The sequence below is a fragment of the Sphingopyxis sp. Soil_C_28 genome (assembly GCF_057657055.1).
Window position 1 is genome coordinate 1,365,039 of record NZ_JBDGJE010000001.1, and the last position, 18,459, is coordinate 1,383,497.

The 18,459-nt window shown below is 64.8% G+C and carries 20 protein-coding genes; 2 read left to right on the forward strand and 18 right to left on the reverse strand.

The genetic code is table 11. The features are described 5' to 3' along the window. Positions 1–67 precede the first annotated feature (67 nt). The 4 genes from AC3A43_RS06455 to AC3A43_RS06470 are packed head-to-tail and all read right to left on the reverse strand — an operon-like array spanning position 68 to position 5,034. Complete coding sequence (locus AC3A43_RS06455) at positions 68–2,131, reverse strand: TonB-dependent receptor (protein ID WP_487791689.1); 2,064 nt, start codon at positions 2,129–2,131, stop codon at positions 68–70. A 23-nt stretch (positions 2,132–2,154) separates the two neighbouring features. After that, on the reverse strand, positions 2,155–2,787 hold the full coding sequence (gene maiA / locus AC3A43_RS06460; RefSeq protein ID WP_487791690.1) for a maleylacetoacetate isomerase: 633 nt from the start codon (positions 2,785–2,787) through the stop codon (positions 2,155–2,157). A gap of 7 nt (positions 2,788–2,794) precedes the next feature. Beyond that, positions 2,795–3,823: an SO2930 family diheme c-type cytochrome gene (locus AC3A43_RS06465; protein ID WP_487791691.1), complete on the reverse strand. Its 1,029-nt coding sequence runs from the start codon at positions 3,821–3,823 to the stop codon at positions 2,795–2,797. Beyond that, positions 3,820–5,034, reverse strand: a complete 1,215-nt coding sequence (locus AC3A43_RS06470) for a parallel beta-helix domain-containing protein (protein ID WP_487791692.1) — start codon at positions 5,032–5,034, stop codon at positions 3,820–3,822. Before AC3A43_RS06470 ends, AC3A43_RS06465 begins: the two co-directional genes overlap by 4 nt. A 97-nt stretch (positions 5,035–5,131) precedes the next feature. Here AC3A43_RS06470 and AC3A43_RS06475 point away from each other — a divergent pair, with 97 nt between their 5' ends. Continuing rightward, entirely contained in the window at positions 5,132–5,545 is a 414-nt protein-coding gene (locus tag AC3A43_RS06475) for a DUF2147 domain-containing protein (protein ID WP_487791693.1), read from the forward strand. Between the two features lie 36 nt (positions 5,546–5,581). On the opposite strand, the gene AC3A43_RS06480 is transcribed toward AC3A43_RS06475, so the two are convergent. From AC3A43_RS06480 to AC3A43_RS06510, 7 genes are all read right to left on the reverse strand, one after another. Continuing rightward, positions 5,582–6,277: an aspartate/glutamate racemase family protein gene (locus tag AC3A43_RS06480; RefSeq protein WP_487791694.1), complete on the reverse strand. Its 696-nt coding sequence runs from the start codon at positions 6,275–6,277 to the stop codon at positions 5,582–5,584. A 112-nt stretch (positions 6,278–6,389) separates the two neighbouring features. Then, a complete protein-coding gene (locus AC3A43_RS06485) occupies positions 6,390–7,874 on the reverse strand; it encodes an NAD(P)(+) transhydrogenase (Re/Si-specific) subunit beta (protein ID WP_487791695.1) in 1,485 nt (494 codons plus the stop codon). Position 7,875: 1 nt separating this feature from the next. Further along, positions 7,876–8,157 carry a proton-translocating transhydrogenase family protein gene (locus AC3A43_RS06490; RefSeq protein WP_039573456.1) on the reverse strand — a complete coding sequence of 94 codons (282 nt, stop codon included), beginning with the start codon at positions 8,155–8,157 and terminating at the stop codon, positions 7,876–7,878. A gap of 163 nt (positions 8,158–8,320) precedes the next feature. Further along, positions 8,321–8,938 (reverse strand): fasciclin domain-containing protein, encoded by a 618-nt coding sequence (locus AC3A43_RS06495; protein ID WP_487791696.1) that lies wholly within the window; start codon positions 8,936–8,938, stop codon positions 8,321–8,323. A gap of 38 nt (positions 8,939–8,976) precedes the next feature. Further along, the gene (locus tag AC3A43_RS06500; RefSeq protein WP_487791697.1) at positions 8,977–9,582 is read right to left on the reverse strand and encodes a fasciclin domain-containing protein; all 606 of its coding nucleotides are present in this window, start codon (positions 9,580–9,582) and stop codon (positions 8,977–8,979) included. A 106-nt stretch (positions 9,583–9,688) separates the two neighbouring features. Further along, entirely contained in the window at positions 9,689–10,810 is a 1,122-nt protein-coding gene (locus AC3A43_RS06505) for an NAD(P) transhydrogenase subunit alpha (RefSeq protein ID WP_487791698.1), read from the reverse strand. 12 nt (positions 10,811–10,822) lie between these two features. Further along, positions 10,823–10,945, reverse strand: coding sequence for an aa3-type cytochrome c oxidase subunit IV (locus AC3A43_RS06510; RefSeq protein WP_487791699.1), 123 nt, complete (start codon positions 10,943–10,945; stop codon positions 10,823–10,825). Positions 10,946–11,184: 239 nt separating this feature from the next. On the opposite strand from AC3A43_RS06510, the gene AC3A43_RS06515 reads away from it, so the two are divergent. Further along, a complete protein-coding gene (locus AC3A43_RS06515; protein WP_487791700.1) occupies positions 11,185–12,618 on the forward strand; it encodes a sigma-54-dependent transcriptional regulator in 1,434 nt (477 codons plus the stop codon). A 32-nt stretch (positions 12,619–12,650) separates the two neighbouring features. Here the strand turns inward: AC3A43_RS06515 and AC3A43_RS06520 are convergent, their stop codons facing one another. The 7 genes from AC3A43_RS06520 to AC3A43_RS06550 all read right to left on the reverse strand — a co-directional run bounded on the left by AC3A43_RS06520 (position 12,651) and on the right by AC3A43_RS06550 (position 18,426). Beyond that, a complete protein-coding gene (locus tag AC3A43_RS06520) occupies positions 12,651–13,034 on the reverse strand; it encodes a host attachment family protein (RefSeq protein WP_487791701.1) in 384 nt (127 codons plus the stop codon). Between the two features lie 77 nt (positions 13,035–13,111). Further along, the gene (gene folP / locus AC3A43_RS06525; RefSeq protein WP_487791702.1) at positions 13,112–14,242 is read right to left on the reverse strand and encodes a dihydropteroate synthase; all 1,131 of its coding nucleotides are present in this window, start codon (positions 14,240–14,242) and stop codon (positions 13,112–13,114) included. Beyond that, positions 14,242–15,381, reverse strand: coding sequence for a DNA methyltransferase (locus AC3A43_RS06530; protein ID WP_487791703.1), 1,140 nt, complete (start codon positions 15,379–15,381; stop codon positions 14,242–14,244). Before AC3A43_RS06530 ends, folP begins: the two co-directional genes overlap by 1 nt. 216 nt (positions 15,382–15,597) lie before the next feature. Next, complete coding sequence (locus AC3A43_RS06535) at positions 15,598–16,494, reverse strand: oxidoreductase (RefSeq protein WP_487791704.1); 897 nt, start codon at positions 16,492–16,494, stop codon at positions 15,598–15,600. Positions 16,495–16,511: 17 nt separating this feature from the next. Continuing rightward, entirely contained in the window at positions 16,512–17,066 is a 555-nt protein-coding gene (rnhB, locus tag AC3A43_RS06540; RefSeq protein ID WP_487792035.1) for a ribonuclease HII, read from the reverse strand. Then, positions 17,063–18,205 (reverse strand): bifunctional hydroxymethylpyrimidine kinase/phosphomethylpyrimidine kinase, encoded by a 1,143-nt coding sequence (gene thiD, locus AC3A43_RS06545; protein ID WP_487791705.1) that lies wholly within the window; start codon positions 18,203–18,205, stop codon positions 17,063–17,065. The genes rnhB and thiD overlap by 4 nt, the downstream gene beginning before the upstream one ends. Continuing rightward, the gene (locus AC3A43_RS06550) at positions 18,202–18,426 is read right to left on the reverse strand and encodes a DUF1272 domain-containing protein (protein WP_487791706.1); all 225 of its coding nucleotides are present in this window, start codon (positions 18,424–18,426) and stop codon (positions 18,202–18,204) included. Before AC3A43_RS06550 ends, thiD begins: the two co-directional genes overlap by 4 nt. Positions 18,427–18,459: the final 33 nt, after the last annotated feature.

Sequence of the window (18,459 nt, forward strand, 5' to 3'; positions counted from 1 at the left end):
ACGTCCCACCCGGTCGGCGCCATCCTATCGCCTGTTTCGGGCCTGTGAAGGGCGGACCGCCGGATAATCAGAAAGAAACGCGCGCGCCGACCCACAAGGTGCGCGGCGTTGCGCGCTCGACGATCCCCGCCGACGAGATCGCGGCGGGCACCAGTTCGTCGAACAGATTTTCGCCGCGCGCCTCGATGCTGATCGCCTTGGCCAGTTTCCACGAAAGCCCGGCGTCGAGCGTCAGCGCATCGTCCAGCTCGAGCAGGCCGAGGTCATCCTCATTCTGCTTGCCGACATAGCGCAGCGTCGCGAAGCCGCCGAACGGGCCGCTTGCGTTGCTCCGCAGCGACACGCTGCCGCCATGCTTCGCAATCTGCGCCGGGCGGCGGCCGTCGAGCGTCGCGGCGCCACCCGAAGCCTCGGCCTTGGCGTCGGTAAAGGCATAGGTCGCACGCAACGTCGCGGGGCCGATCCGCTGTTCGGCGCTGACCTCGACACCCTTGCTATCGATCGCGTCGAGATTTTGCCGCTGGTTGAGGTTCGGCGCGAGCGTCACATTGGCGATGGCGTTCGTCAGATGATTAACAAAGAGTGTCGCCGACAGCTTCGTGTCGCCGCTGTTCCAGTCGATCCCGACCTCGCCGCCCCACAGCCGTTCGGGCCTCAACATTTCGTTCGCGGTCGTCACCTCGGCGCCGACGCGAAACGGGCGATAGAGTTCGTTGAGCGTCGGCAGACGCCAGCCGCGATAACCCGCGGCGCGTAGCGCGAAGGCGTCGGAGGTCCAGCGTACGCCGGCACGCCCGCTGCCTTCCCAGCCCTGCCGTGCTGCAAAACCGAGGTTCGTGATGACCGGTCCTGCAATATTGCGTTCGAGCCGGTATCCCTCACCCAGCCACCAGCGGTCGACCCGGCCGCTCAGCGTCCAGAGGAAACCATCGGCGGCATCGCCCGACGTCCATTCGGCGAAAGCGCCGACCGTGTTGCTGCTGCCGCCCGCGATCCGGTGGCGGCCGGGGGTCGTGCCGGCAAAGAAGAAATCCTCTTCGGTACGCCCCACCGTCCGCCGCCAGTCGGCGCCGATCCGCAGCGGATTGGCGCCGTCGATCGCCGGGCGCCACTCGAAACGCGCGCCAAGGCCGGTAGCGGGCACGCGCTGAAAGAGCGCCGGCGCCACGCTATTCCGGCCGGCCGCGACGCTGGCGAAACCGCTTTCGAAATCGCGGAGTTGGACGTAGCCGAGCGCGAGCCACTGCGTCTCACCAACGGGATCGTGGACGAAGCGCAGGCTGGCGTCGATCCCGTCGAACTGGCTTTGGGTGAAATCGGTCCCGCGGTCGCGCCGGTCCGAAAAGCCTCGCACGCTTGCCTCAATCCGGCTGTCGTCTCCGGCATCGAAGCGCAGGCGCAGGCCAAGCCCGCCTTGCTCATATGGCGCCGCACGGTCGACCGAACCGCGCTGTCCCTTCGCGACCGGCACGAAGCCGTCGCCGCGACTGTAGCGGCCGTCGAGCGCGATCTGCCCGTTACCGATTTCGCCGCCAACCGATGCCGATGCATCCCAACTGTCGCGGCTGCCGTAAGCGAGACTCGCTTCGGCGCCATCGGTCATTTCCGAATAGAGGCCGACCGTGCCCGCCAGCGCGCCCGGACCATCGACCCCGCTGCCTCCGCCGCGCGTGACGATGATGCCGCCGAGGTTGATCGCGTCGTAGGCGCTCCACGCGACCCAGCCGCCGAACGGATCGGCTTGCGGCACGCCATCGAGCGTAACGAGCGCGCGCGCCGACGCATTGCCGCCAAGCCCGCGCAGCGTGATGCCCTGACTTGTCGGATGCGCCGACCGCCCGTCGGAGCGGCGGAACTGGACAATGCCCGCCTCGTCGCGCAGACGGTTCTCGATGCGCGCTCCCAGACCCTGTTCGGGATAGGCGATCAGGCTGGAGGCCTGGACCGTATCGCTGTCGGCCGGCTGAAGCGCACCGCTCCCCCTCACGACGATGATTTCGGTCGGAATGCGCGGAACCCAGAAGCTGCAGCAGCCGCCAGCTTCTTCGGCGGCCGCCTGGTCGATGGCAACTGCAGCCACTTCGTCGACGGCAGCGCCCTGCGCCATTGCCGCCGCCGGCAACGCCAGCACGGCACCCCCCACCAGAAGCCGGATCACGCTGGCTTGACCGCGTCGGGATGCGCCGTCTGGAACGCTTCAAGCTCCATGCACGCGGCGTCGATCTCAACCAGCCGGGGATAATCGTCCAGCGGAACCTCGAAACGCCGCGCGTTGTAGATTTGCGGCACAAGGCAGCAGTCGGCAATCCCCGGCGTCTCGCCGCCGAGATATTTGCCGTCGCCCGCCATCGCCTCCAATGCCTCGAACCCCTGCGCTATCCAGGTCGCGATCCAGCGATCCTTGGTCTGCTCGTTGAGCCCGAGGTCGCGCGTCAGATATTTGAGCACGCGGAGATTATTGAGCGGGTGGATGTCGCTCGCGATCAGCTGCGCCCGCGCCAGCGCCACGGCGCGCGGCATCGCCTCTTCGGGGATCAGCCGCGGTTCGGGATAGGCGCGGTCGATCCAGTCGATGATTGCCATGCTCTGGATGATCGGCTCGCCATCGACGACGAGCATCGGCACAAAACCCTGCGCATTCTGCTCAAGATAGGCATCGCTGCGCTGGTCGCCCGCGATCAGGCTGACCTCCACGCGTGCGTAATCGAGCCCCTTCAGGTTCATCGCGATGCGAACGCGAAAGCTGGCCGAGGAGCGGAAATAATCGTGAAGGACAAGCTGGGTCATGGCCCGCCTAATGCGATGCTTTCGGCATCTCCGCAATCCATTGCCGCAGCAGCGCCGCGCCCTCCTTATGCACCGTCGAGCGCCCGACCTCTGGCATCGCGATGCCGGGGTCGGTGCTTTCGAGGCGATAAATGAGGAAGCTGTGCGCGGGATCGCCGGGCGCGATGGCGAAATCCATCCCGCCGCTGCCGCGCCCCGCCGCGGTCGGGCGTTTTTCAATGCCGTAATTCACGCCTGCCGGATCATCGGTCCAGCGCAGGAATAGCCCGCTGTTCGACGCGCTGCCCGCCGGATTGTGGCAATGCGCGCAATTGACGTCGAGATAGGCGCGGGCGCGGTCGGTGACGCTGCCGCTTTTGGGATCGTCCCATTGCGGCATCGTCGGTTTGAGCGCGGCGGGGATCTCGAAATAGAGGCTGCGCAGCTTTTCGGATGCCGCCGGGTCGAGGATGAAGTTGCGCGCCTTCGGCCCGATCGGCACGATCTCGCCGTTCAGGCTGTGGCATTCCTTGCACTGGTTCTTGTTCGGCACCGCATAACGGATGCTGTGCGTCTCGCCATCGGGGCTCTTGAAAGTCACCGGCACGCGGCGCCCGCCAAGCGCAAGCGTCGCATCCTTGCCGTCGGCGTCCCAGATATAGGGCAGCGCGGTCCAGCCCGACGCGCGGCGGATCAGCAGCCGGGTTTCGACAGGGCGCCCCTCGTTGACGGCGCTCCAGCCAAAGCTTTTGACGAGCACGGTCCCCACGGGGAAATCGATCACCCCATCCGCGAGAATCTTTGCCTTCTTTCCGGCAGGGATCGAAATGAAACGGTGTTTGTCAGTGTAATCGCTAAACAGCGGCGCGCGGAGCGTATAGCCGATGCCGATCGACGGCGTTTTTGGATCATTGCCGCGAAACAGCCCGAACGCCGACAGTTTCGTCGGCATCGCATCGCCCTCGACCACCGCCTGATCGACCCCCGGCAGCGATCCCGCCGCACCGCCGCTCGCACACAGCAGCGCCGCTCCGACCGCAGCAAATACCCGTCTCACCGGACCTTCGCCTCCATCGCATCGGGCAGCTTAATCGCCGGCAGCGCCGCAGGCGGTGTGCCTTTCGACAGGTCGGCGGGCGATGGCTTCGCCTCGCTCTGCGGCGTTTTCACATCGGGCAGGTTCAGCGACAGTACGCCGACCTTGTCGAGCACCACGGCATCGCCCGCGCCGTCCCACAACACCGGCGGGATGCTGCCGCCCATTGCCGCCGCGATCATGTCGCCGCCCGCGAATTTCGGCGCATAGCCCGCCTTGCCATGCTGATTGTCGCGCACGACGATCTGCCGGGGCAGCGGCTGATATTTCGGATCCTTATGCTCGTAGCGATAACCGACGATCATCACGTTCGCGGTGCCATTGTCGGCGAACACATTGCCGAAAATCTCGACATTGCGGTTCGCCATCACCAGCACGCCCGTCCCGGTCGGCACGCTCGCGACGATATTGCCCTTCGGCGCGAAGTTCGGCGTGCTGTTGTCGTTCACGATATTTTCGAAGACGCGGACATTGTGCCCGCCCTGCATCGGCAGGCTCGGCAGGTCGAACACCAGGATGCCGCCGGTGTTCTTGGTCGCGATATTATCGTGGACGTCGGCGTCATAGCTGTTCTCGATCTCGATCCCCGCGACATTTTCGGTGGCGACCGAATCGCGGACGACGATATTCTTCGACTGGCCGACATAGATGCCGGCGTCGGACGCGCCGCGCACGAAAACACTGTCGATCAGCACATCGCTGCTTTCGACCGGATAGATGCCATAGGCGCCGTTGGTTTCCTTCGGCCCCGCGGTCCATTCGACGCGCAGCTTGTGATAGACGATGCGGTCGGCGCCCTTCGACTTGATGCCGTCGCCCTTGGTATTGAGCACCGCGAATGCGGTCAGATACACATCGTCGGAGGTGACGAGCAGCCCCTCGCCCGCGCCCTGTTGTCCGGTAAAATCGAGGATCGACCCGCCCTCGCCCGCCCCGGCACCCCGGATGGTGACATTGGCGACGTCGAGCGACAAGCCGTCGGTCAGCTTCCACACACCCGCGCCCAGCTGCACCACATCGCCGGGCGCCGCGAGGATCAGGGCTTCTTGCAGCTTTTCGTTCGCGTCGGGCGTTGTCGCACTGACGCTGATCACTTTCGCCGCCGCCGGATGGGCGGCAAGAACTGCCACGATGCAAAGCGTCGCCGCGTGGCGCAGGCCATGGAATCGCATATGTCTCTCCCCTTATTTTGGCGGAGCATGGTGCAAGACTTGACGGATGCCAAGCGATGTTGCTGACATATGTGTAGCTAACCGGGGAGAGGTCGCTTTGATTCACAGATACGCATTGGCGCTTGTCGCCTTGATTGCCGTGCCGTCGATGGCGGCGGCGCCCGCGTCGATTACCGGACGCTGGAAAACCGACGACGGCAAGGGTGTCGTCGTGATGGCCGCGTGCGGCAACAAGATGTGCGGGCGTGTCGAACGCCTGCTGATCAAACAGCCGGCCGGGGGCCAGCTCGACGAACGCAATCCGGACAAGGCGAAACGCACCCGCAAGGTCACGGGATTACAGATTTACTGGGATCTCGTGCCCCACGGCGATGGCTGGAAGGGCGAAGGCTATAGCCCGGAGGACGGCCGATATTACAAGGCGCATCTGCGCGCCAATGGCGGCAAGATGACGATGAAAGGCTGCGTCAGCCTGTTTTGTCGCACCGTGACATGGACGAAGATGAGCTAAGCCACATCCCCTCCCGCAAGCGGGAGGGGAGAAGGATCAACCCTCGCCCAAAATCCAGTCGACACCCGCCGCAACATGAATGCGCGTCGTGTCATAGATCGGCAGGACATTGGCGTCGGCGTCGACCAGCATCACCAGTTCGGTGCACGCGAGGACGATCGCCTGGATATCCTGTTTCGCGATGTCGGTGATGAAAGTCTTCATCGTGCGGCGCGAACTTTCGTTCACCTTGCCCAGCATCAGCTCTTCGTAAATGATGCGGTCGATTTCATCGACGCGCGTCGTGTCGTAGGGCGCCAGCGTCAAACCATGCTGGACGAGGCGCTGGCGGAACCAGGGCTCGGTCGTCACATTGCGCGTGCCGATGACCGCGGCGGCCTTGATCCCGTCGGCCTTCATCTTCTCGCCGGTTTCGTCGACGATATGCAGGATCGGGATCGAGATCGCCGCCGCGACATCTTCGGCGACCTTGTGCATCGAATTGGCCGCGATCATCAGCGCGGTCGCGCCCGCGGCCTCGAGCCGCTGCGCCGAGGCGATCAGCACCTCTTTTGCATGCGTCCACCCCTCAGGCGTCGTGATCCGCGACAACTCGCAATAGTTCAGGCTCTCCATCACGATCGGCGCCGAACAGGCGGTGCCGAGGCGCTTTTGCACGCCCTTGTTGAGATGGCGGTAATAAAGCTCGGTCGATGCCCAGCTCATTCCCCCGATCAGGCCGATTTTGCGCAAGATGGTCCTCCAAAAAACAACAGGACCGGGTCGTTGCCGGCCCGGTCCCGCGTATCGCTAGATAAAGTGATGCCCACGGGCAAGGCCGGGGGCAAAACTTTGCGGCAAAGCGTCAGTGTCCGCTGCCGTTCAGCGCCTTGACGATGTCGTCGGCCATCTTCTTGGCATCGCCGAGCAGCATCATCGTCTGGTCCATGTAGAAGACGTCGTTGTCGACGCCGGCATAGCCGACCCCGCCCATCGAGCGTTTCACGAACAATACGGTCTTGGCATTGGCGACATCGAGGATCGGCATGCCATAGATCGGCGACGTCTTGTCGGTCTTGGCCGACGGGTTGGTCACGTCGTTCGCGCCGATGACGAAAGCGACGTCGGCCTGCGCGAATTCGCCGTTGATGTCTTCCAGCTCGAACACCTCGTCATAGGGGACGTTCGCTTCGGCGAGCAGCACGTTCATATGGCCGGGCATACGCCCCGCGACCGGGTGGATCGCATATTTGACCGTCACGCCTTCCTTCTTCAGCTGGTCGGCCATTTCGCGCAGCGCGTGCTGTGCCTGCGCGACCGCCATGCCGTAACCGGGAACGATGATGACGGTATCCGCCTGGCTCATCAGGAAGGCGGCGTCTTCGGCGCTGCCGGGTTTCCACGGACGCTGTTCCTTCGACCCGCCGTCGCTCGGCCCCGCGTCGGCGCCAAAGCCGCCCGCGATGACGCTGATGAAGCTGCGGTTCATTGCGCGGCACATGATGTACGACAGGATCGCACCCGACGAGCCGACGAGCGCGCCGGTGATGATCATCGCGGTGTTACCGAGCGTGAAGCCCATCGCCGCCGCCGCCCAGCCCGAATAGCTGTTCAGCATCGACACGACGACAGGCATGTCGGCGCCGCCGATCGGGATGATCAGCAGGAAGCCGATCGCGAAGCTGAGCCCCGTGACCGTCCAGAACACCCAGGGCGACTGGTCGACGGTGAAATAGGCAACGAGACCGATGATCGCGGCGAGCGTCGCGAGGTTGATGACATGCCGCCCCGGCAGCATGATCGGCGACCCCGACATATTGCCGTTGAGTTTCAGGAAGGCGATGACCGAACCCGAGAAGGTGATCGCACCGATCGCGATGCCCAGACCCATTTCGATCCGGCTGACCGTGAAAATCTGACCCGCCGCGTCGGCGATACCGAACGCCTGCGGATTGAGATAGGCGGCGGCGGCCACAGCGACCGCGGCCAGGCCGACAAGGCTGTGGAAGGCCGCGACGAGCTGCGGCATCGCGGTCATCGCAATGCGGCGCGCCATGACGATGCCGATGACGGCACCGATGCCGATGGCGACGAGAATTTCGATCAGGCCGACCGTATCGAGAGCGCCGTCCATGTTGACGGGCGCGTGGGTCAGCAGCGTGGTGACGACCGCGATCGCCATGCCGGCCATGCCGAAACGGTTGCCGCTCTGCGCCGTCGCCGGGCTCGAAAGTCCGCGAAGCGCGAGAATGAACAGGACGCCCGCTACCAGATAGGCGACGGCCGCCCAGGGATTGACCGCGAGGCCGTGGCCGCCGGTTGCGGCGGAAAGGATCGACTGAAATTCCATCTCAGCGCTCCTTCTTCTTGTACATCGCGAGCATGCGCGCGGTGACGGCAAAGCCGCCGAAGATGTTGATGCTCGCCATCACGACCGCGGCCAGGCCGAGCCATTTCGACGAGGCCGAACCCGCCGCGGCGCTGGCGATCAGCGCGCCGACGATGATGACCGACGAAATGGCGTTGGTGACGCTCATCAGCGGCGTGTGCAGCGCCGGGGTCACCGACCACACGACGAAATAGCCGACAAAACAGGCCAGGACGAAAATCGAAAAAATAGCGATAAAATCCACGGCAAGCTCCCCTGCTGATTCCGCGAGCGCACCTCTTGCCGTGACGATGCCAGCCTGTCGACTCCAAAGCGGTCAAAAAGAAGGGCCCACATTCCGCCAGAGGAGAAAGGCAGGCCCTTTGAGACAGGAAATGTCGTCGGGCCGGGTACGCCGACCCAAAGGATTACATTTTGGGTACGAGCACCGCGTCGATGACGTGGATGATGCCATTCGACTGGCCAACGTCGGCCTGAGTGACCGTCGCCTTGTTGCCGCTCGCGCTGGTCAACAGGATCGAATCGCCGCTCTTCGTCGCTGTCAGGTCCTGCCCATCGGCGGTTTTAAGCATCGCCTTGCCGCCGCCTTCGGTGATCTTGGCAGACAGATCGGCCGCCGTAAACTTGCCGGGGACCACATGATATTTCAGGATTCCGGCAAGAACCTCTTTCTGCGCAGGACGCATCCAGCCGTCGCGCGTGACCGGCGTGACCTGGTTGAAAGCTTCGTCGGTCGGCGCGAAAACCGTGAACGGCCCTGCGCCCGAAAGCGTGTCGACCAGACCCGCCTGCTTTACGGCGGCGACCAGCGTCTTGTGGATCGGCGACGCCGACGCATTTTCAACGATGGTCTTTGTCGGGAACATCTCGGCGCCGCCAACGAGCGGATTGGTGGTCGCCGCTTCGGGCGTTGCCGTTTCACCGCCCGCGACGGTCGTCGTCTCGTTAGGGGTTTCGGTTTTGCTGCCGCAACCCGCCAGCGCGAGCGCAGCCGCTGCGGCCGTCAGTATCAGATGAGTTTGCATGTGCTTATCCTTTCAAAACGACCGCATTGGCCGGGAGTTTAGCCGAGGGTCGGCATCAACACGCCGTTGATGACATGAATGTTACCGTTCGACTGCTCGACGTCGGGCTGGGTGATGAAACCGCTGCTGCCCTGCGTGCCGTCGACCTTGATGTTGCCCTGCACCTCGGTGAAGGTCAGCGTCTCGCCTTCGACGGTGGTCAGCGTCGCCTTGCCGCCGCCGGCCTTGATCTTCGCGAACAGATCCTCGGACGTCACGCTGCCCGGGACGACATGATAGGTCAGCACCTTGGCAAGCGATTCGGTGTTGGACGGGTTCATCAGCCAATCGGTCATCGGCTGCGGCACTGCGGCAAACGCCTGATCGGTCGGGGCAAAGAGGGTGAAAGGCTGTCCGGCGAGCTTCTCGGAAACCCCCGCCGCGGTCAGCGCGGTTGCCAGCGTCTTGTGGTCGGGCTTGGCGGCGATTTCGAGCGCGATGCCGGTCGGCTGGGCGGGCGCAGCCGGCGCGGCAGCTTCAGCCGGCGCCGCAGCATCTACAGCAACGTCAGCAGGCTCGGCCGGCGCGGCCGTGTCCTGCGCATAAACGGGCGAGAGAGTAGCAAGCGCAAGGAGGGGAGTGGCGAAAAGCTTCGCAGACAACATCAATCATTCTCCAGTTGGTTGAACGTCAGGGATGGAAAACCCCGTACGCACCCTAACCGAAGAAAGTTTCATGAAAAGGCCGAAATCGGCCATTTCCACGATGGATTTAGCCCAAAAGGCGCTCGTTGACGACCTTGCCGCCCTGCGTCAGGCGCACCGCATTGCCGATTTCCTCGTCGAGCACGGGCTTGCCCGCTTCCTTGTCCCAGAAGGCCGACAGGAAGTTGAACAGGTTGCGGCTGAACAGCGCGCTGGTGTCGGCGGGCATCAGCGCGGCGATATTGCTCGCGCCGATCACGGTGACGCCATGAATGCGTTTCGCCTCACCCGATACCGAACCTTCGACATTGCCGCCGCTTTCGGCCGCCATGTCGACGATCACGCTGCCGGTGCGCATCGTCGCAAGCTGCGCGTCCGAAATCAGCCGCGGCGCGGGGCGCCCCGGAATCAGCGCGGTGGTGATCACGATGTCCTGCTTGGCGATGTGCGACGACACGAGTTCAGCCTGCGCCGCCTTATATTCGTCGGACATTTCGGTGGCATAGCCGCCCGCGCCCTCGCCCTCGATCCCCGCGACGCTTTCGACGAAGATCGGCTTGGCGCCGAGCGACAGGATCTGTTCCTTGGTCGCGGCGCGCACGTCGGTCGCGCTGACCTGCGCACCCAGACGGCGCGCGGTGGCGATCGCCTGCAGCCCGGCGACGCCGACGCCCATCACGAAGGCTTTCGCGGCGCTGACGGTGCCGGCCGCGGTCATCATCATCGGAAAGGCGCGGCCATAAGCGTTCGCCGCGATCAGCACCGCCTTGTAACCCGCAAGATTCGCCTGGCTCGACAGGATATCCATCGACTGCGCGCGCGTGATGCGCGGCATGAATTCCATCGCCAGCGCTTCGAGTCCCAGCTTCGCATAGGCATCGACGCGCGCGCGCTCGCCAAAAGGATTGAGCCCGGCGGCCAGCCACGCGCCGTCGGCAAAGCCCGAAAGCCCCTTGGGATCGGGCCCCTGAATCGCGAGAATGATGTTCGCGCCCTTCAGCGCATCGGCGCGGCTGCCGACGCTGGCACCCGCGGCGCTATAGTCGGCATCGGCGATCGAGGCCTGCTCGCCTGCTCCCGATTCGACAGCAACTTCGGCACCCAAGCCAATGAATTTCTTCACGGTTTCGGGGGTAGCGGCGACGCGGGTCTCGCCAGCGGCGAGCTCCCTCAGGACAGCGATGCGCATGCGCGAAGCCGGTCAGGACGCGATGAGCAGGACGACGCCGACGGTGACGACCGCGGTGATGATCGACCCGATCTTGAACAGGCTGATGAAACCCGAATAGGTTTCTTCGGCTGCCTTCATTTCCTGCTGTGCCATCGCTTTTCCCCTGTTATCGCCATTGCATATGGGGGAGCGCACGGCGCCCCGCCCAGAATCGGCTTCGCGCCGGTCTTAGCCACGCACCTTGCGATGCTCAAGTGCGGGTTTGGCACCTCTGCGACGCTGTGGCAAAAGACCATTGGCCTTAATCGCCCTTTTACCCCTATCGGATAGATATGCAGCCCTCAGCAGAACAAACCCATAGCAATGTCGGTTCAGGGGGCAGATTCGATACGATGACGAACACGCGCGACACGCGGATGGTGATGATCGTCGACAGCGAGCCTGCTCAGCAGCGCTTTCTGGCGGCACTGGTGTCGCGCGGTGGCTGGCGCAGCGTCATTGCCGCCGATACCGACACCGCCCTCGCCAAGCTTGGCACTCAGGAAGGCATGACGCTCGACGCCGTGCTCGTCGATCAGGGTGCGCCGGGGATGGATATCTCCGAATTCGTCGCCGAACTGCGCCGCTGGCGCCCCGCGCTGCCGCTGGTCGTCATCACGATGCGCAACGGGGTCGAGGTCGCCGTCGGCGCGATGCGCGCCGGGGCCAGCGATTTCGTCCAGAAACCCATCGCGCCCGACCGCCTGCTCGAAGCGCTCGACCGCGTCGTGTCGACCGGCGGGCCGCAGGGCGAACTGCGCCCGCTCACCGAAAAGCTTCGCGCCCCCCTGGCGTTCGAGGAAATCATCGGATCGAGCCCCAATTTCCGCAGCGCGCTCGCGATCGCCGCCAAGGCCGCGCGCGCGCGCGTGCCGGTGATGATCAACGGCAAGCCCGGCACCGGCAAGGAAGTCTTTGCCCGCGCAATCCACAGCGCCAGCCCGCGCGCCCGCGGCCAGCTCGTCATGGTCGATTGCTCGGCGGTCTCGCCCGGCCTGATCGGATCGGGGCTGTTCGGCCACGAACGCGGCGCTTTCGCCGGCGCCTTCGATCGCCAGGTCGGCCGGCTCGTGCAAGCCGACGGCGGCAGCATCATCATCGACCATGTCGAATGTATCCCGCTGGAAACGCAGGCCAAGCTGGTCGAATTCCTGAACAGCGGCGAAGTGCAGATGATCGGCGGCTCGATCCGTCAAAGCGTCGACGTCCGCATCATCGCAACAAGCACCAGCCCGCTCGACAAGCTGATCGAGGCCGGTCACTTCCGCGAGGACCTGTTCTATGCGCTGTCGAGCGCGCAATTCACCCTGCCCTCGCTGTCGGAGCGGCGCGGCGACGTCGGCCCGCTGACCCGCCACCTGCTCACGCGTATCGGCGGCCTGCCCGGCATGGCATCGATCGGCGTCACCGATGACGCGCTGCGCCTGCTCGCCGCCTACGCCTGGCCGGGCAACGTTCGCCAGCTGCAGGATGTGCTGTTCCGCGCCGCGGTGGGCAGCACCACCGACGTCCTCACCAGTGCCGATTTCCGCGCGATCGAGGCGACGCTGGGCGGCGGCAGCATGACCGGCGAAGGTGAAATCGCGATCAATGGCGAGGCCATCGGCGTCACGCTTTACCTCCCCGACGGCAATCTGCGCCCGCTCGAGGAAATCGAGGCCGACGTCATCCGCCTCGCGATCGGCCATTATCGCGGCCGGATGAGCGAAGTCGCCCGCCGCCTCGGCATCGGGCGCTCGACGCTGTATCGCAAGCTCAGCGACCTCGGGATCGACACCGCCGCCTGACCGGGCCAGACCCGGTCAGACGCTATTCGGTGTCAGGCGTTGGCAATCGACTTCAAAATGTCGTCGGTCGATTGACCGGTCAGCGTCTTCGCAATCTCGCCCACCAGCGCGGCTTCGAGCGACTTGTGGTAAAGTTTGCGCATCTCGCCGAGCGTGCTCGGGTCGGCGATCACGACCAGATCCTTGATCTTGTTCGACAACACGGCAGCGTTCAACGCGGTCGCAACCGATGCGGCATGACCCGCTTCCTCATTCTGGCGCGGCGAATCGCCTTGCCCCGCATTATGCGCCGATTCGTCGCTCGTCGGCAGATCGACCGCTTTCAGGCTGGGCTCCTGTTCGGTGCCGCTATTGAGAAACAGTTGGAACTGGGTGCCGTCGGCGACGACGACATGTGAGCCGGTGGGAAGTTGCATAATATCTCCTGTGGGGATCGGCGCCAAGCTGGCGCCATCGGTCCGAGGAGATACGCGGGAGGTCAGCGAGGGTTGCTTCAGGCGGTCAGCGCCGCGTCACGCAGCCCACGCCATATCCGCAGCGCCTGCCGGTTCTCCGCAATGTCATGAACGCGCAGCATCTGCACACCCTGCGTCGCCGCCTGATAGTGCAGCGCGATCGTGCCGCCGAGCCGCTGGCCGGCCGCCGCTTCATTGTCGAGCGCCCCGATCATCCGCTTGCGGCTCGCGCCGAACAGGATCGGGCAGCCCAAAGTGTGGAACAGCGCGAGACCGTTGATGAGCGCCAGATTGTCCGCGACGCTCTTGCCAAAGCCCAGCCCCGGATCGACGATGATTCTGGCGGGATCGATCCCCGCCGCAATGCACGCCGCGACCCGCGCGGCCAGCATGTCGTAAACGTCGAACAGGACATGCGCGTAAGTGCCGCCTTCGTGCGGATCGCTCTTTGCCGACGGCGCGTGCATCAGCACAACCGGGCACCCCGCGTGCACGACCACCTCCATCGCGCGGTCGTCATAGCGCAGCGCCGAAATATCGTTGACGATCCGCGCGCCCGCGGCGAGCGCCGCCTCCATCACCGCGGCTTTGCGCGTGTCGATCGACACCGCGACCCCGCCCCTCGACAGCGCCGCCACGACGCCTTCGATGCGCTTGATCTCGTCGCCTTCCCAGACCAGCGGCGCGCCGGGCCGGGTCGATTCGCCGCCGACATCGACGATCGCGGCGCCCGCCGATCCCATCGCAAAGCCGGCTTCGGCTGCAGCAACGGCATCGACATGTTTGCCGCCGTCCGAAAAGCTGTCGGGCGTGACGTTCAATATGCCCATGAGCTGCGGCTCGTTCAGCCGGATCGTCCGCTCGCCCAGCTGAAGCACCCCGCGCGGGCGGGCGACCCCGGCGCGCTGCGCTGTCGCAGCTTGTGCCAGATGATCGGGCATCGCCGCGATCCAGCCGTCCCATTCGGGAACCGGAACGATCGCCGACCGGACGACCAGATCATCGCGCAGGCTGACGTGCCACGCGGCGAACCAGACCATCGTATCGGCGAGGCGGAGGCAGTCGTCGTCAAGTTCGTGCGGCCGGTCGACGAAACAGGTCGGGCGGCAATAGATTTGCGCATCCGCCGACGCGGCGCCGAGGTCGGGCTTGGTCAGCGGCTGAAACATTACGCCTCGTTCGCCAGCAGCCAGTCCTGCCGCACCGCGTCGATCACGCGCAATTCCTTGCCATTGTCGACATGCCAGAAGGTCCAGCCGTTGCAGCTCGGCGCGCCTTGCAGGCCGGCGCCGACCTTGTGGATCGACCCCGCCGGCTGGCCTTCGCAATCGAGGCTGCCATCGACGCGCACGATCGCCTTCCAGCGCCGCTTGGCATCGGTCAGCACCGTTCCCGGCGCGATCAGTCCGCCTTCGACCAAGGTGCCGAACGCAACGCGCGTCGCAGCCTTCGGCGCCATCATCGTCTTCACCGCGCTTTCGTCGAGCGGCAAAGCCATCTGGATACGTTCTTTTGCCGCCGCGATATAATCATCCTCGCGCTCGATCCCGATATAGTGGCGCCCCAAACGCTTCGCGACCGCGCCGGTGGTGCCGGTGCCAAAGAAGGGATCGAGGATCACATCGCCGGGGTTCGAGCAGGCGAGCAGGATGCGATAGAGCAGTGCTTCGGGCTTCTGGGTCGGGTGCACCTTGGTGCCGCCCTTCTTCAACCGCTCCTGACCGCCGCAGATCGGGATCAGCCAGTCGCTGCGCATCTGAAGTTCGTCGTTCAACGTCTTCATCGTGCGATAATTGAAGGTGTAACGCGCTTTTTCGCCCATCGACGCCCATATCAAAGTCTCATGCGCGTTGGTAAAGCGCGTGCCCTTGAAATTGGGCATCGGGTTCGCCTTGCGCCACACGATATCGTTGAGGATCCAATAGCCCTGATCCTGCAGTGCGGTGCCGACCCGGAAAATATTGTGATAGCTGCCGATCACCCAGATATTGCCGCCGGGCTTCAGGATGCGCTTCGCTTCCTTCAGCCACGCATGGGTGAAACGGTCATAGGTCGCGAGGCTGTCGAACTTGTCCCAGTCGTCGTCGACCGCGTCGACCTGACTGCCATCGGGGCGGAGGAGGTCGCCGCCGAGCTGGAGATTATACGGCGGGTCGGCAAAGATCATGTCGATGCTGGCGGACGGAAGCGAGCGCATCATTTCGATGCAATCGCCCTGCAGGATGCTGTCGAGCGGCAGGTCCACGGGCGCGGCTTTCGCCGCGCGCTGCTTCGCCACCGGGGCCTTGACCCGTTCCATAACACCCATGCTTCACCCCGTTCCTTGCTCGTAAGAAGGCCCTGATGAGTCAGGCGGAGTCCGCCGTCAAGCGCAGGAGTCTAGGGAATCCGCCTCTCTAACTGGTTAACGCGATGAGAACGAAAGGAGTCTGACACACCATATGGAGTCGCGCGCGACTCGAAGACTCAACCACTGGTGGTGTGGCGATGAGGACTCACTGGCGAAAAAAATTCGCGCTGCAGGTCAAAGACCCGGATCGATGCCCGTCAGTTCGACCGAACGCGCCCACAGCTCGCGGCCCAGCTTCGGATCGCGCGCATCGCGTGTCGCGCGCGCCGGGCCCGATCGCCCGGATACCTCGCCCAGCCCCTGCGGCCCCAGATAGTCGCCGCCCTGAACCCGCGCCCCGGTCGCCGCCTGCAAGGTCGGCCATGCGCCCTGTGCCGCGCTGTTGAAAAAAGGCGCCGCCAGCGGCGTCATCGTGCGCAGCGGCAGCGGCAAATGCCGTGTCAATTCGGTGAGAGCCACGCCGGGGTGGCATCCGATCGCCTGCGTCGCCCGCCCCGCGGCGCTCAGCCGCCGGTCGAGTTCGAACATATGGACAAGGTTCGCGAGCTTGCTCATCTGATAGCGTTGCCAATTGTGATAGCTGCGCGATGCCGACAGGTCGCTGTAATCCATTTCTCCGCTCTTGTGCGCGATGCTGGATGTAATGACGATCCGGTCGTCGACATGGCCGTGGACCAGCCCGGTGAACGCGAACGTGCCCAGATGATTGACCCCGAATTGCAGTTCGAAACCCTGTTTCGTCAGCGTTTTGGGCGGGATCATCACCCCGGCATTGTTGACCAGCACATCGATCCGCGGCCCCGCGAGCACCGCCTTTGCTGCATCCTTCACCTGATCGAGATCGGCGAGGTCGAGCGGCTGGAACGACAGTTCGGCGGCGGGAACATCGACACGGATACGGTTCATCGCCGCCTCCGCCCGGTCGGCATCGCGGCATGCCAGGATGACATGCGCACCGCGCGCCGCCAGAATTTTCGTGGCTTCGAACCCGATCCCGGCATTGGCACCGGTGACAAGGAAGGTGCGGCCGGTCTGGGCCGACACATCGTCGGCCGTGAATCCCCTGCTCATCGCGCTCTCCCTCGGCTTCAGACCAGTTGCATTTGTGCGACCGGGGCAAAACTGGTCCGATGATGCGGCGTGGGGCCATGCTGGCGCAGCGCCGCGAGATGCTGCGCGGTACCATAACCCATGTTGGTTTCCCAGCCAAAGCCCGGAAAATCGCGCGCCATCGAGACCATGAACCGGTCGCGATGCTCCTTCGCGATGATGCTCGCCGCCGAAATGCACGGGTGCAGCGCGTCGCCGCCGACGATCGCCCGCGCGGTGTAGCGCCAGCGCGGCAGCCGGTTGCCGTCGACCAGTATCTCGGCGGGCTCGAACCCCAGCGCCTCGACCGCGCGCGTCATCGCGAGGAAGGTCGCCTGCAATATGTTGATGCGGTCGATTTCCGCGACACTCGCCTCGCCGACGCCCCAGCGGCAGCGCGCCTTGATCTGCGCTTCGAGTTCGGCGCGGCGCTTCGCGCTGAGTTTCTTGCTATCGTCGAGCCCGGGGATCCCGCCCTCGCAGAGGAGCACCGCCGCCGCGACCACCGGCCCCGCGAGCGGTCCGCGTCCGGCCTCGTCGACGCCGACGATCATATGCGCCACGGCGGATAACGCCGATACTCACCCGCCTGATACAGGCACAGGCGGTTGCCCGCCGGATCGGCCAGCCGCGCCTCGCGCCAGCCCCATTCCTCATCCTTCGGCATCTGCTCGAACCGCACCCCGCGCCGCGCGAGATAGGCGACCCACGCGTCGAGCGCACCGCTCTCCAGATAGGTCGTGGCGCCGCCCGCCGTGCCATCGCCGACATGGATCGACAGCGTCAGCCCGTTCGCGGCCTCGAACCGCGCATAACCATTGTCGGGGCTGTCGACGATCTGCGTCAGACCCATTTGTTTATAGAATGCCACCGACGCCGCATAATCGCTGGCAGGTAGCGTAATCTGATTGAGCGCAGGTCCGGTGAACAGCCCGTCATTGCGCACATATTGCTGCCCCATCGGGCCATGTCCCTGCCCCAGCCCGGGCGCATCGAGCAGCGACAGGCGCACGAAGTCGCGCGCGCGCGCTATCGCGGGCTCCAGCGGCATGCCTTGCGCCAAACCGCACGCGATCGCGCTCGCCAGCGTGCATCCGGTGCCATGGCTGTGCGGCGTGTCGATGCGCGGCGCTTCCCAGCGTGCGACCTCGCCCTCGCCCGTCTCGAGCAGGCGGTCGATCACCGTCTCGCCCTCGGCATGGCCGCCCTTGATCAGCAACGAGCAGCCATGCGCGAGAACCGCATCCTCGCCGCCGAGTGCGTCGAGTTCGGGCAGATTGGGTGTCGCCACCATCGCGCGATCAAGCAGCGCGCGAAACGCATCGATCGTCGCGCTGTCCGCGAGCACCGACCCGCTCGTCGCGACCATAACCGGATCGAATACCAGCGCGGCCTGCGCGAGGTCGGGCTGCGAAAGCCGCTCGGCGACCGCAGCGGCGGTTTCGGCGCTGCCGATCATCCCGATCTTGACGGCGTCAACACCGATATCCGACGCCACGCTGTCGATCTGCGCGATCACCATCGCGGTCGGCACCGGGTGCACCGCCTGCACCCCCAGCGTATTCTGCGCGGTGATTGCGGTGATCGCGGTCATCGCATGGCCGCCCAGCATCGTTACCGCCTTGATGTCGGCCTGGATGCCTGCACCGCCGCCGCTATCGGACCCTGCAATAATCAGGACGCGCGCGGTCACCCCTTATGCTTTCGCTCCGTCGAAGCCGGATATTTCGCGAGGATCGCGCCCTCGCGGAGCGGACGGTCGAGCAGATCGCCGCCGCAATTGGGGCAGATTTCGTCGAGCTTGTCGGCGCAGTTCGCGCAAAAGGTGCACTCCATCGAACAAATGAAGGCGCCATGGACATCGGCGGGCAGGTTGCGGCCGCACTTTTCGCAATCGGGTCGCATTTCAAGCATGATCAGTCTCTTTCAGTTCTACAAAAATGGATT

Bases quoted from the DNA above. Each gene is read 5' to 3' on its own strand.
- AC3A43_RS06510 (WP_487791699.1), bottom strand. From the start codon at position 10,945: ATGGCACAGCAGGAAATGAAGGCAGCCGAAGAAACCTATTCGGGTTTC.
- AC3A43_RS06515 (WP_487791700.1), top strand. From the start codon at position 11,185: ATGACGAACACGCGCGACACGCGGATGGTGATGATCGTCGACAGCGAG.
- AC3A43_RS06520 (WP_487791701.1), bottom strand. From the start codon at position 13,034: ATGCAACTTCCCACCGGCTCACATGTCGTCGTCGCCGACGGCACCCAG.
- AC3A43_RS06550 (WP_487791706.1), bottom strand. From the start codon at position 18,426: ATGCTTGAAATGCGACCCGATTGCGAAAAGTGCGGCCGCAACCTGCCC.
- AC3A43_RS06500 (WP_487791697.1), bottom strand. From the start codon at position 9,582: ATGTTGTCTGCGAAGCTTTTCGCCACTCCCCTCCTTGCGCTTGCTACT.
- rnhB (WP_487792035.1), bottom strand. From the start codon at position 17,066: ATGATCGTCGGCGTCGACGAGGCCGGACGCGGACCGCTCGCGGGGCCG.
- AC3A43_RS06495 (WP_487791696.1), bottom strand. From the start codon at position 8,938: ATGCAAACTCATCTGATACTGACGGCCGCAGCGGCTGCGCTCGCGCTG.
- folP (WP_487791702.1), bottom strand. From the start codon at position 14,242: ATGTTTCAGCCGCTGACCAAGCCCGACCTCGGCGCCGCGTCGGCGGAT.
- AC3A43_RS06535 (WP_487791704.1), bottom strand. From the start codon at position 16,494: ATGAGCAGGGGATTCACGGCCGACGATGTGTCGGCCCAGACCGGCCGC.
- AC3A43_RS06485 (WP_487791695.1), bottom strand. From the start codon at position 7,874: ATGGAATTTCAGTCGATCCTTTCCGCCGCAACCGGCGGCCACGGCCTC.
- maiA (WP_487791690.1), bottom strand. From the start codon at position 2,787: ATGACCCAGCTTGTCCTTCACGATTATTTCCGCTCCTCGGCCAGCTTT.
- AC3A43_RS06530 (WP_487791703.1), bottom strand. From the start codon at position 15,381: ATGGGTGTTATGGAACGGGTCAAGGCCCCGGTGGCGAAGCAGCGCGCG.
- AC3A43_RS06505 (WP_487791698.1), bottom strand. From the start codon at position 10,810: ATGCGCATCGCTGTCCTGAGGGAGCTCGCCGCTGGCGAGACCCGCGTC.
- AC3A43_RS06470 (WP_487791692.1), bottom strand. From the start codon at position 5,034: ATGCGATTCCATGGCCTGCGCCACGCGGCGACGCTTTGCATCGTGGCA.